Genomic DNA, 12,960 nt, shown 5'->3' on the forward strand with positions numbered 1-12,960 from the left:
AGAAGCTAAAAATATTAAAAGGAAGTTAGGTTCATAACCCTAACTTCCTTTTTTATCAGCCTTCTATTGCCTTCTTACCAATATCCGTCCTCATATATTTATTTTCAAATTCTACTAACTCTGTAGCCTTATATGCCCTATCCCTGGCTTCTTTTAAATCCTTGCCGGTAGCAGTTACACCAAATACTCTGCCGCCTGCAGTAACAATCTTTCCATCCACAAACTTTGTACCTGCGTGATAGAGGTAGAAGCCATCTTTGCCAAATCCCTCTTTAATAGTCACTTCTTTGCCCTTATCATAAACAAGCGGATAACCATCCGAAGCCAAAACCACACAAACTGCAGCATTATCTTCAAACTCCAGTTCCACCTCATCAAGTCTTCCGTCAACGCAGGCTTCCATTACTTCCAGTATATCGGACTTCATTCTCGGAAGCACTACCTGAGCCTCAGGATCTCCAAATCTTGCATTGTATTCAAGCACCTTCACCCCCTCAGGAGTTAGCATAAGTCCCACAAACAGCACTCCCTTAAAAGGTCTGCCCTCACCCTTCATAGCCTCCATTGTAGGCTTGTAAATATTTTCCATGCAAAATTCTTCTATCTCTTTTGTGTAGAACGGACTTGGAGAAATATTTCCCATTCCACCTGTATTTAATCCCTTATCTCCATCTTTAGCCCGCTTATGATCCATTGCAGATGTCATAGGCTTAATAGTATCACCATCACAGAAACAAAGTACAGATACTTCAGGACCTGTCATAAACTCTTCTATAACTATTGTATCTCCTGCATTTCCAAATTTTTTATCCTGCATTATAGTTCTGATACCTGCAAACGCCTCTCCCTCTGTATCACAGATAAGTACTCCCTTACCAAGAGCCAGTCCATCTGCCTTAAGCACTATAGGATATTTTACCTTTTTAAGATATTCCAAGGCTTTATCTGCCGAAGTGAATACTTCATAATCAGCAGTTGGAATATTATATTTTTTCATCAGATTTTTAGAAAATGCCTTAGAGCCTTCTATCATAGCTGCTTCAGCACGAGGTCCAAAAACTCTGAACCCTGCTTTTTCAAATTCATCCACTGCTCCTGCCACCAAAGGATCATCTGCACCGACTATTACAAAATCTACATCTTTTTCTTTTGCAAAATCTATCAGCCTTGGAAAATCCATAGCAGGAATATTGACACATTCTGCAACTTCTGCAATACCTGCATTTCCCGGAGCAGCATAAATTTTATCACTTTTCTTGCTCTCAGCCACCTTGCAGGCTATAGCATGCTCCCTTCCTCCACTTCCAACTATTAATACATTCATAAGAAGCCCTCCTAATCTAAATGCAGCATTTGTTAAAATTATCTGAATTATTGATATTGTTTAAATTACTTTAACTCTTCCATTCAAAATTTTGACTCTGTCACTTGCAATAAGTTCAATAGCTTCAGGTAATATCTTCCATTCAGCCTCTTCCATTACCCTAAGCTGTAGAGACTCAGCCGTATCATCATCCTTAACTGCGACTGTTTTCTGCAGGATAATAGGACCTGAATCTGTACCCTCATCTACAAAATGAACTGTTGCTCCGGTTACCTTAACCCCCCGTTCCAGTGCCTTCTCATGTACCCTAAGTCCATAGTAGCCTGTACCGCAAAAAGACGGGATAAGTGACGGATGGATATTTATTATTTTATTAGTATATTTTGCAACCATTTTCTCCGGAATTATCACAAGAAATCCTGCAAGTACTACCAAATCAATCCCTGTCTCGTCCAGTGTTCTTATAAGAGCCTCATTAAATTCTTCTCTTGTTTCAAACTCAGAGGGAGCTATGCACCTTGCTTCTATTCCTGCCTTCCTTGCCCTCTCAAGTGCAAATGCTGTCGGTTTATTGCTAATAACCAATGAAATTTCAGCATTGTTAATAATTCCCGCTGCCTTTGCATCTATAATTGCCTGGAGGTTTGTCCCTCCTCCTGATACCAAAACTGCAACTTTTATCATATTTATATAAGGGTTACTCCCTTTTCTCCCTCTTTAATCTCACCGATTACATAGGCTTTTTCACCGGCTCTTACTATAGCATCCATAACCTTATCTGTATCATCCTTGTCTACAGCTACCATCATACCTATGCCCATATTGAAAGTGTTATACATTACCTGTTCCGACACATTGCCCTCTTTAGCAATCATTTTAAATATTGCAGGAACTTCATAGGAATCCTTACGAATGACTGCATGAGTGCCTTCCTTAAGCATGCGAGGCACATTTTCATAAAATCCTCCACCGGTAATGTGGCTGCAAGCTTTAAGCCTTACACCTGCCTCTCTTATCTCCTTAAGGGTCTTAACATAGATTACAGTAGGCTCAAGCAAAGCCTCACCGAGGGTCTTACCAAGTTCATCATAGTAGCTGCAAAGAGCTTCTTTCTCCATCTTAAATACACTTCTTACAAGTGAGAAACCATTACTATGCACTCCTGAGGAGCCTATGCCTATAATTACATCTCCTGCCTTAAGAGTACTGCCATCTATAAGATCCTTCTTGTCACACACTCCCACTGCAAAACCTGCAAGGTCATACTCCTCCTCAGGCATCAGTCCCGGATGTTCAGCAGTCTCCCCGCCTACAAGAGCAGCTCCCGAGAGTTTACAGCCTTCTGCCACTCCCTTTACTATAGAAGCTATCTTCTCAGGTATATTCTTGCCACAAGCTATATAGTCGAGGAAGAATAACGGCTCTCCACCTGCACACACAACATCATTGACGCACATTGCAACACAGTCAATACCTATTGTATCATGTTTATCAAGTTCAAAAGCTATTTTAATTTTCGTGCCCACACCATCAGTACCTGAAAGCAGTACAGGCTCTTCCATATTTTTAATAGCTGCAAGTGAAAAAGCTCCTGAAAATCCACCAATGCCTCCGAGTACTTCGGCTCTCATTGTTTCAGACACATACTTTTTCATAAGTTCAACAGACTTATAACCGGCTTCTATATCAACACCTGAAGTTTTGTAATCCATGCTTCACTCTCTCTTTCTTAATTCATTTCCTCTAAATATTTTACATAACCTACTTCTTCTATTTTGGTTTTCTTTGCAAGCACTTCATCCTTAAGACCTTCAGCAAAATCTTTGATTTTCTGTCTTATTTCAGGCTCTCTCACTGAAATAATCTTAGCCGCAAGAATAGCTGCGTTTTTAGCACCATTTATCGCCACCGTTGCTACCGGTATACCCGCCGGCATCTGAACGATAGAATAAAGAGAATCTACTCCTCCAAGACTCTTTGTATGGATAGGCACTCCTATCACCGGAATTGGAGTTACTGCCGCCGCCATACCCGGAAGATGAGCTGCACCGCCTGCTCCTGCTATAAGTACATCATACTTATTCTCTGCCGTCTTTGCGTATTCAAAGAAAATATCAGGCATCCTATGTGCAGATATAACTGTTACATCATACTCAATGCCAAACTTATCTAAAGTTTCCATCGCCGCTTTCATTATAGAAAGATCACTATCACTTCCCATTACAATTCCTACTTTACTCATAATTCCTCCTTATATATGCACATTATTAAAACACACTGTTACTAGCTTTCCACAGCATTTTTGCCACTTCCGTCCTTTTTCAGCCTGAAAATTCCTATAATACAACTTATAATTGTAAGTATATCAAATACAAAACCTACATAGTTGGTTATTGAAAGATCATACACTCCCCAGCCACAGGTAGTTATGAAAATAAGCACTTTAATACCTATTGCACCACCCATACCGAGAAAATAAGTAAAAATAAACAAATTCACTGCAGGAAGCCATCCTGCAATTCCGCCGTTATTGAAAATAAGCGTCATCACTATGCCCAGCCCCACTACTGCCGCCTTAGTATACTTATTCAGTTTTCCCCTTAAATAAATCTCATTCTTAATAATCTGGATAGCATTTATTATAATTCCTGAAAATGCATTTAAAAGCACTCCCATCCCTATAATAAAAATAAGCTGAACATCCTGAGTCCTAAGCATCTTCTTTTCTTTTTTGATGTATCCTGTAACCACCATCAGTACATATCCTACAAGGCTTAGTATCTGAGCTATAAGCCACTTTGAACCGCCCATTGAAACTATCCATTCATTAATCTTTGTTAAATCCATTCTTTCCTCTCCATTTTTAAGTATATCTTATATATAAACCCATACCATTAAGTTTATAATATATCTTAATTATATCAATATCTATGCCGAAAAATCAACTAATTCCGGCAAGTTACTCATTGAAAAAAATACTTATTTGTATTATTATTACTAATCAAACAAGAAAATTTTTCATTTAATTATTGGGAGGATGTCAATGATTAAAGATCTTACAAAGGGAAGTCCTATTAAAGCAATTCTCAGCTTTGCAGTGCCTATGCTTTTTGGAAATCTTTTTCAACAAATGTACAACATGGCTGACTCTATTATTGTTGGTAAATATATAGGAGTACAGGCTCTTGCCGCTGTCGGAGGAACCGGTGCACTTAATTTCCTTGTCCTCGGTTTTATCATAGGTGTCAGTAGTGGTTTTATGATACCTGTTTCGCAAGCCTTTGGAGCAAAAGACTTTGATAAGCTGAGAAAATTTGTTACTAATGCTGCTTGGCTCTCACTCATAGTCGGACTCTTAATAACTGTAATTACAGTGTCTCTTACCGGCACTCTATTAAGAATAACCAATACTCCTGAGGATATTTTTCAGGGTTCTTACGAATACATAGCTACAATATTCGCAGGTATACTCGGAATTATGTTCTACAACCTTTTATCAGGAATTATGAGGGCTCTTGGAGATTCAAAAACTCCATTGTACTTTTTGGTTTTTTCTTCCTTTATAAATGTAGCACTTGACTTATTATTTGTAATCGTTTTTAATATGGGCGTATTGGGTGCTGCCCTTGCAACCGATATTTCTCAGCTCATCTCCTGCTTACTCTGTTACATATTTATAAAGAAAAAATATGCTATATTGAAGATGCAAAAAGGTGACTGGACACTAAATAAGACTTGTATCAATAAACTCCTCCTAATGGGTATACCTATGGGACTCCAATATTCTATAACTGCAATAGGCTCAACAGTTATGCAAGCAGCTGTAAATGGACTTGGCTCAGTTTATGTTGCTGCAATCACTGCCGGAAACAAGGTTTCCCTGCTCTTTACTCAAGCCTATGACACTCTTGGAACTGCTATGGCCACCTATTGTGGACAAAACCTTGGAGCTCGCAAAATAAACCGTATAAATAAAGGCATGAAACAAGGAATAACAGCAATGGGAATATACACAATAGCCGCCTTTTTAGGAATTGTTTTTGCCGGAAAATATGTTACCCTCCTATTTGTAAATGCAGATGAAACCATACTTTTGGGTTATGTAAGCAAATTCCTTTTTGCAAATGCACTATTTTATTTTCCACTAGGACTCCTCATCATTCTACGATACGGCATACAGGGACTTGGATATAGCGTATTTGCAATGATAGCCGGCATAATGGAAATGATAGCCAGATGTGCAGTAGCCTTCCTTGGACTTAGATGGTTCGGTGTAGATGCCATATACTACTCCAATGCTGCAGCTTGGATAGCCGCTAACATCTTCCTCGTTCCTGCCTTTATAATGGTCATAAATAAAATTAAAGTAAATTTAAATCAGAATGGTAGAAATTAATGAATAAAAAAATACAAAACTCTAACTCCATACTTACAGGCTCAATATATAAAACAATACTTATGTTCTTTTTTCCTATATTGTTAGGATCATTTTTGCAACAGCTATACAGTACTGCAGATGCCCTAATAGTTGGAAGATATGTAAATAAAGAAGCTCTTGCCGCCATAGGTGCTACAAGCTACATAATAAATATTCTTATCGGATTTTTTGTAGGACTTTCTGCCGGTGCCGCTGTCATCATCTCTCAATTTTATGGAGCTAATAAAGCTAAAAAGTTAAGTGATTCAGTACATACCTCAATAGCTCTGTCACTTATTAGCGGTATCATTATTATGATTTTGGGAGCATTCTTCTCTCCTATGATATTAGGACTTATGAATACTCCTTCCGACATAATGGAGCCTTCCGTAACATATCTCAGGGTATATTTCTTAGGTGCAGTACCCGTACTTATCTACAATATGGGGTCAAGCATACTTAGGGCTGTGGGGGATTCCAAAAGTCCTCTCTATGTACTTATCATCTGTACCATAGTAAATATTGTACTTGACTTACTGTTTGTTACAGTCTTTAACATGGGCATCTTTGGTGCTGCCCTTGCCACCCTCCTTGCACAGCTTGTAAGCGCCGTAGTGGTTATAATAATGCTTATGAGGGCGGAGCTCAGCTATAAACTGGACATCAAAAAAATCTGTTTCCATAAAAATGTCCTGATTGCAATGCTTAAATTAGGTCTGCCTACAGGATTTCAGGCTGTATTATATTATTTTTCAAACATGATAGTACAGTCTGCCGTCAATAGCTTCGGTACCGATACAGTGGCTGCATGGACAGCATTTACCAGAATTGATAACTTCTACTGGATGGTAATAGGAGCTTTTGGTGTGGCTGTTACCACCTTTGTAGGACAGAATTTTGGAGCAAGAAATTTTGAACGGATAAAAAAAAGCGTGAAGATTACCTATGCCTTCACCGCCATTTCATCCGTTCTCTTAAGTATTATATTTTATGTGTGGTGCGAACCTCTGCTCCTTCTCTTTACTAATGAAACAAATGTAGTAAATGAAGGGATTTATATGTTTAGACATTATTGCCAATACTATATTTTCTTTGTAGGAATTGAAGTATTTTCAGGTGCTATCAGGGCAACAGGCGATTCTTTCATTCCTACCATAATAACAGCACTTGGAATCTGCGGGCTTAGAATACTGTGGATATTTATAGCTGTACCTGCAAGTCCCCTGATAGTCACCATACTTTCTGTATATCCTCTGACTTGGTTCTTGACCTCATTTGTATTTACTATATACTACATGCGAGGCAGATGGCTTAGAAAAGGAACATGATAATTTTATAAAATTTTTAATTTATGGATTTTTTCTTTATTATCCCCTTTCCATCTGCCTTTTCAAGGTCTTCTTTTGTCAGATTTTCAACAGGCTTCACATTTGGATTTATGAGCAAAAGAATTTCCAGCATTTTCTTTTCCAAATTAGCCATATCTTCTTCACCAAGATTCAGGTACGGCAAATCCTGTGTCCTCTTATCGGTCTGCAAGAGTGCCGCTTCCTGAAGTGTTTCTACATAGTAAATACTGCCTGCTATCTTGTCTTTTGCTATATTTGTTTCTTCCTTGGACTTCTTCTTTAATGCAGACAGCCGTTCTTTTCTATGTCCGGTGAAGCTATTAATTACTTCATCTCTTAACATAAGCTCAACCAACAAGTCTTTTATTCCACCTAAGCTATTTACCTTATCAAGCCTGCCTCTAAAATTTCTAAAGTAACCTGATGCTAAACTCTTTTCCTCAGCGAGCTTGCGTCCGCTCTCCACCGTTGTTAAGGCAAAAAACTTCTTCATTCCTTCCAGCTTCTTCTTTTCCCTGTCCTTCATAGCTTTCAGCTTATCTTTGGCATAAACTACATCATTTTCATTTTGCCAAATCCCGATTCCTGCAAGCATATGGGCAAGTGCTTCCCACGAATCCTTTTGAATATCTGAAAAAAGCTTCTTTGCCAGCTCAAGCCTCTTTTTCTCATAAGGTAAAATCTCATCATCAACTACCGGATTATCTCCGTCTTTTTTTGTCTTGTAGCGATAATACAGCAATAAATCTCTCAGAGCAATAAGCTCTCCATCCACCAAATTTCTATTAAAACTCTCATCTGCTCCAAGTTCAAAAGCATAGTACCTTGAAAGCACAACATCCTTTTGGCGATAAGTAAATTTATCTGTTAAAAAACCTGCCACAATTACCTGATTTAAATTTTTAGGATTTACAAAACTTCTGTAAAAACTTCCCTTTGCTATACTATAATTTATTTCCTGTTCAAGATTATAAAGAGTTAGCCCATCTCTGCCACCTGAATAAATTATCTTATCAGGCGAAAATAAGGTCAATGTATCAGAAGATATGAGCTGCTTGTCATTATCCTGACTTCTTGCTAGAACGCTATAACCATCTCTTATCGGCAATTCCCTAAGGTCAATTACCTTATACCTCTTCCAGTCCTTATATATGTATAATTCCTCATCTGTTAGAAGATATGGGTAAGATGGAATTCCTTTTTTTACTAAAATTCCTGCATCTGCAACCCTTCCTTTTGCCTCTCTGTCTTCTAACACTTCATTCTGACCATACCTAAAATGGATAAATCCTTTATTGCCGGACTGTCCATAATACATTGCACCCAAGTCGCCTGCTGATGCTATAAAGTCTGTGGTAATTCTTGAAGAAATCCAGTAAAAATATGTATTTTTCGGCCAAACCAAGCGATAGGCTATTGGCAAAGTCGCCTTCTCTTCTATCGGGGTACTTTGGGTCTGTCCTTCTGTATCCAAAATATATGTATAAGTCCTTGATAATTCCTTCTTCTCTTCTATTACCATTTTTGGCTCAAAATTTTGATAAGAAGTAAACCCATTATCAAACACCCTGTCAATGTGAATTTCAGAATACTTACTCTGGCCTCCCTCTCCTTTTTGATAGCCAAAAAGAAGTGGAAGAGGATAGCCATACTTTTTATACCATTCCTCTGTTAATAATACTCCATTTTCATCCTTTGCTAATAAAGGATTTTCATTTATTTCATTTTCTTTATCCCATTCTCTCGGCTTAATATACGGGATATACAAAATTTTATTATTCCCCTTCTCCGGTGCATCCACTTTGCCGGATGTTGCAGCATTAATAATTGCACCGTCTCCTCTTCCCATGAGAGCAAGGGCTTTTTTAGCTGCAGCATAGGCGACCTTCCTATCCTCTCTATAAATTTTATAAATCAGTCCCTTTTCACTTCCAAAGTTATCTGCAAAAATTTTATAAAGGCGATAACTATCTCCCACATATCCTATTTTCTCATCTGTAATTTCCTTATCTTTTCCATCCTGTATAAAAGAGGTAAGGTCATTTCTGCCTTCAAAAATTTTTTTAGTATTCAAGACAAGATTAAGAATATTTATCTTATGATTTATTTCTTTTTTTTCTGTATCTATAAAGTTTAAATCAAGTTCACTGCCATCTGTATAACCTGTAAGCTCAACTTTCAAATCTTCATTATCTGTTTGAAACGGCTCAAATTCATCTTTGCTGCCTGCTGTTTTTTTAATTGTTCCCAAGCTAAATTTCTTTGCACTTAGTTCGGCTGTCTGCCTATCATTAAAAACATTACCATCTATTGAACGGTAAAGTTCCTCCTGTTTATCAGCATTTTTAAGCTTTGATATAAATTTAACAGATGGATTATCTCCTCCTATATCTATATTAAAAGCCGTAATTATAGCACTTATGCTCTTGGGAACATCCTCCCCACCCTCATTACCTGCATCGGTCAGGCTATCATAACGGTTAAACTCATTTTCATCTTTTTTTACATTTAAATCAATGGTTACATTGGCATAAAGATAGCCTGCACCATCCATGGTAACCTTTGTAACAGTAAAAGCATGGCTGTTTGACTTACCTGTCTTGGCAAGAGCTATGCGTCCTATTTCCTGTGATATTAAAGAACCGTAGTCATGGAAAAATATATTATCTCCCTTACTGTCATAGATATAGGCAGTCATCTTATGAAACATAAAATAAGTCTCTTTTCCTGCAATTTTAGACGCAATTAGAGGAACATTTTCATCCTTACTTTCTACAAGACTTCCAAAAACATGGTAATTCTTACTCTTAGGATTATAAGACATAAGTACCAAAATATGTTTTTCTACATTTTTATCATTTGTAACTACTTCCCTTAACTTTGCCACGCCCTTGATGTCTATTTCTTTGCCAAATGCACTCTCCCTTAAATTGGCTTTACCTCTATAGTTTTTTTTGTAAGCATAGATAAAATCTCCATCTTTTGTGTAGTCAAGCACTTTAAAATCTAAAATATCATCAGGGTCAATTCCCACCTCTCCTACAAAATCCTGTGGGATATAAAACGCTCTTGTACCTGCAAGCTTATATTTTTCACTATCTTTATAGGAAACACTCATATTTTCCAAAGAATCCGCCGAAAACTCCGGAATCTTAGGAATTGGCGGCGGATTAAAATTTTCTGTATGATAGTTTCCTGCTTCTATAACACTGCCACAACCCGTCAAAAATATAAAGGCTGCAAGCAGTAAACTAATCATTCTCTTTTTCATATTAGTCCTACTGAGTAATTGTTGTGGTTTTAGCATTGGTTTCCATCCATTTTGTAAGTGGTTCTACCATAACAGTCATAGCCACAATCAAAACAAATATTAAGATAAAACCAACTATAGCATTTTTAAGTGCCATTTTTGCCTTTTCTCTCTCCTGTGGCTCTTCAGCCTTTGCAAGCTTAGCACCAAGAAAAATACAATAGATAGCACCTACTGCTACTACAATGGCTATAAGAGGACCTCTAAGGTCTGCCATTAATTTTACAATAGGCTCAGCTACCTTAGCAAAAGTATTGCCTCCTCCTGCTGTCGTAAGAGCTGCTAAATTAAACATATCAATAATCTCCTTTTCTTTTATTTATATTTTAACGCACATTTGGTTTGCGCCTAAAATAAACTAACAATACTCCTGCGGCAAATATAATAATAAAAGCCGCACCTAAAAGAACAATCGGACGAATTTCAAGGTCTTTATGAATAGTAAAATTGTATATACTTTCATTTCCTGCTTCGTCACTTGCCACAAGAACATAGCTGCCATTTTGGCTAATCAGATTATTACTCGCATGGACAGTGTTAAAATTTTTATATAGCACTAGATTTATATCGGCTTCCAACACTGAATACTTAATAGGATGAGAAATAATTTTATTTTTAATTTCATCCGAAAAAACTACTCTGGGTGGTGTTGTATCTCTACAAAACTTACAGGTATAGATTATATCTGGCCGGTCTATCCCTCTAAATATAACCTCATAATACCCATCTCTTTTAAGCTGCATATATTTCTTATTGTCCGGCACTTCCACCGCTTTGTCGGCTATAATTTCATCTAAAACGAATCCCATAGGTGCTATCAGATAATTTTTAAAATACGGCTTATAATCTGATAAAATCTGAAAAGTCAGAATAATTTTATAACTCTCATTACCACCAAATCCCAGTTCATTGCTTCTTAAAATCAATTCATAAAAACCACTTTCATAAAAAGAGAGCGGTTCTTTTAACCGGATAAGCTTACCATCTTTTCTAATAGAATAAGCATTCACTCCCTCTCCCGTCTTTACAAGTACCCGGGTGTTTGAAATACCTCCTATGGGTACTGTGGTAAAGAATTTTTTGCCGTTTGGCAAAGTATAACAGTAACCGTCTTTCTCTGTATAGCTGACTTTCATCTTTGGGTTTTCAACGAGCTTAATATCTCTTTTTTCACCCTTTAAATCATAGTCATTTTCAACTTCAAATTTATAACTTCCATAGATTTTAGGTTCCTCTGTCTTAAATACCCTTAGCTCATACCGTCCCGGCTCTAAGATAGGGCTTCCCGACTGAAATTCTGTCTCTTTCTTTTCTAAATACAGCCTACCCTCAAGTCCTTTATCAAGTGTTATTACGGCTACAGATACCTTTTCATTTTCTTTTGTATTACTTGAAAATCCCCCTACTCCCGGAAACTCGTATCTATAGCCGTTTCCAACATCTTCTGAAATAAGCATCGGCAAAACTGCTGCTTTTATATGTACCGGAGACAGTATAAAACAAAGTAAAGCTACAAACAGCATATACCCTGCCTTTTTCATTACAAACTCCTTCCTATCTCCGGATTTTTAAGGCTTTTATCTTTCTCAGCAGCCCGTATATGCTGCCTGCTTTTTACTCCGGACTTCCTTGGCGGATTAACACTCGCTTCAAGTTCAAGGAAAGTAATCTTTTTTCTGAAAGGATTGTTAGTCTCAACCGTCTTAACTTCTCCTCTCTCAGGCTTATAGCCATTCTCTTCCCTTTTCTTTTTTTCCTTCCTTAATTCCCTAAGCTCTCTTTCCCATATTGCCTTATTTTTAGGACTGTCAAAATAGCTCATTGATTCTCCTTTTTTATTTCTGCCTGTTTGTCAAGATAGCCTTCTATTCTTTCATTTATCTTTTCTAACAGCTTTTCATAATCCTTATTCACAAGGCAGACATAGGCTTCTCTTGGAGACGAACTCATCTCCTGTGCCTGTATACCTTCTTCTGTCTTAAGCAATGAAATGGCTTCTCTTTCCGTCATTATGGCAGCTCTTATTCGCCCTTCCCTTATTTCTTCCGGTATCATCAGGATATTTTCAAAGCTTTTAAGAGTTACCTTTTCACTGTCTGCAATCTCTCCTGCCATTTTTATATTTTCTGTGATTGCAACATTCTCCCCCTCCATGCTTCCAAGATTGTCAAGGTATATTCCTTCCTTTGTCAGCAGAAAATATCCACCCTTGCCATAATTCCTTGAAGCCGCAAACTCTTTACCATATTCTGCATCCTGCACAAATCTGCCAACTGCAATATCAACCTTTTTACCTGCTAACATCTCAAGTAAATCTTTTTGTGATTTTGCCTCAATAAATTTCACATCACCGGCCACTTCTTTTACTATGTCTATCTCAATACCTGAATATCCGCCGTCAGACTTTGTTAAGAATCGATCTCCCCCATCGATTATTCCTACATTTATTTGCCCCTTTTCTATCGGGTCTTCTGTAACTTCTTTTTCTTCACTGAAAAATGAACAAGACGAGAGAAGTAACATAATCACAAGCAGTCCGCTAAATATTTTTATTTTCACC

Annotated in this window: 12 protein-coding genes; 2 read left to right on the top strand and 10 right to left on the bottom strand. The window is 37.5% G+C overall.

Annotated elements, in window-relative coordinates:
* Positions 1-55 precede the first annotated feature (55 nt).
* The 5 genes from purD to ACTTKP_RS03985 are packed head-to-tail and all read right to left on the bottom strand — an operon-like array spanning position 56 to position 4,171.
* On the bottom strand, positions 56-1,324 hold the full coding sequence (purD, locus tag ACTTKP_RS03965) for a phosphoribosylamine--glycine ligase (protein WP_442552604.1): 1,269 nt from the start codon (positions 1,322-1,324) through the stop codon (positions 56-58).
* A gap of 60 nt (positions 1,325-1,384) precedes the next feature.
* The gene (gene purN / locus ACTTKP_RS03970) at positions 1,385-2,008 is read right to left on the bottom strand and encodes a phosphoribosylglycinamide formyltransferase (protein WP_442552605.1); all 624 of its coding nucleotides are present in this window, start codon (positions 2,006-2,008) and stop codon (positions 1,385-1,387) included.
* Positions 2,009-2,010: 2 nt separating this feature from the next.
* Entirely contained in the window at positions 2,011-3,036 is a 1,026-nt protein-coding gene (purM, locus tag ACTTKP_RS03975) for a phosphoribosylformylglycinamidine cyclo-ligase (RefSeq protein WP_442552606.1), read from the bottom strand.
* A 17-nt stretch (positions 3,037-3,053) separates the two neighbouring features.
* A complete protein-coding gene (gene purE, locus ACTTKP_RS03980; protein WP_442552607.1) occupies positions 3,054-3,566 on the bottom strand; it encodes a 5-(carboxyamino)imidazole ribonucleotide mutase in 513 nt (170 codons plus the stop codon).
* Positions 3,567-3,607: 41 nt separating this feature from the next.
* On the bottom strand, positions 3,608-4,171 hold the full coding sequence (locus ACTTKP_RS03985; protein WP_442552608.1) for a YgjV family protein: 564 nt from the start codon (positions 4,169-4,171) through the stop codon (positions 3,608-3,610).
* A gap of 196 nt (positions 4,172-4,367) precedes the next feature.
* On the opposite strand from ACTTKP_RS03985, the gene ACTTKP_RS03990 reads away from it, so the two are divergent.
* Together ACTTKP_RS03990 and ACTTKP_RS03995 are read left to right on the top strand one after the other, a co-directional pair.
* Positions 4,368-5,720, top strand: a complete 1,353-nt coding sequence (locus ACTTKP_RS03990; RefSeq protein WP_442552609.1) for an MATE family efflux transporter — start codon at positions 4,368-4,370, stop codon at positions 5,718-5,720.
* Entirely contained in the window at positions 5,720-7,069 is a 1,350-nt protein-coding gene (locus ACTTKP_RS03995) for an MATE family efflux transporter (protein WP_442552610.1), read from the top strand. Before ACTTKP_RS03990 ends, ACTTKP_RS03995 begins: the two co-directional genes overlap by 1 nt.
* A gap of 16 nt (positions 7,070-7,085) precedes the next feature.
* Here the strand turns inward: ACTTKP_RS03995 and ACTTKP_RS04000 are convergent, their stop codons facing one another.
* The 5 genes from ACTTKP_RS04000 to ACTTKP_RS04020 are packed head-to-tail and all read right to left on the bottom strand — an operon-like array spanning position 7,086 to position 12,959.
* Entirely contained in the window at positions 7,086-10,361 is a 3,276-nt protein-coding gene (locus tag ACTTKP_RS04000; protein ID WP_442552611.1) for a hypothetical protein, read from the bottom strand.
* Between the two features lie 7 nt (positions 10,362-10,368).
* On the bottom strand, positions 10,369-10,695 hold the full coding sequence (locus tag ACTTKP_RS04005; protein WP_442552612.1) for an Mbov_0395 family pilin-like conjugal transfer protein: 327 nt from the start codon (positions 10,693-10,695) through the stop codon (positions 10,369-10,371).
* Between the two features lie 31 nt (positions 10,696-10,726).
* On the bottom strand, positions 10,727-11,941 hold the full coding sequence (locus ACTTKP_RS04010) for a hypothetical protein (RefSeq protein ID WP_442552613.1): 1,215 nt from the start codon (positions 11,939-11,941) through the stop codon (positions 10,727-10,729).
* Complete coding sequence (locus ACTTKP_RS04015) at positions 11,941-12,222, bottom strand: hypothetical protein (RefSeq protein WP_442552614.1); 282 nt, start codon at positions 12,220-12,222, stop codon at positions 11,941-11,943. The genes ACTTKP_RS04010 and ACTTKP_RS04015 overlap by 1 nt, the downstream gene beginning before the upstream one ends.
* Positions 12,219-12,959, bottom strand: coding sequence for a transporter substrate-binding domain-containing protein (locus tag ACTTKP_RS04020; RefSeq protein WP_442552615.1), 741 nt, complete (start codon positions 12,957-12,959; stop codon positions 12,219-12,221). The genes ACTTKP_RS04015 and ACTTKP_RS04020 overlap by 4 nt, the downstream gene beginning before the upstream one ends.
* Between the last annotated feature and the right edge of the window lies 1 nt (position 12,960).

Origin of the sequence: Catonella sp. (assembly GCF_052169795.1) — a bacterium.
Lineage (GTDB): Bacteria > Bacillota > Clostridia > Lachnospirales > Lachnospiraceae > Catonella.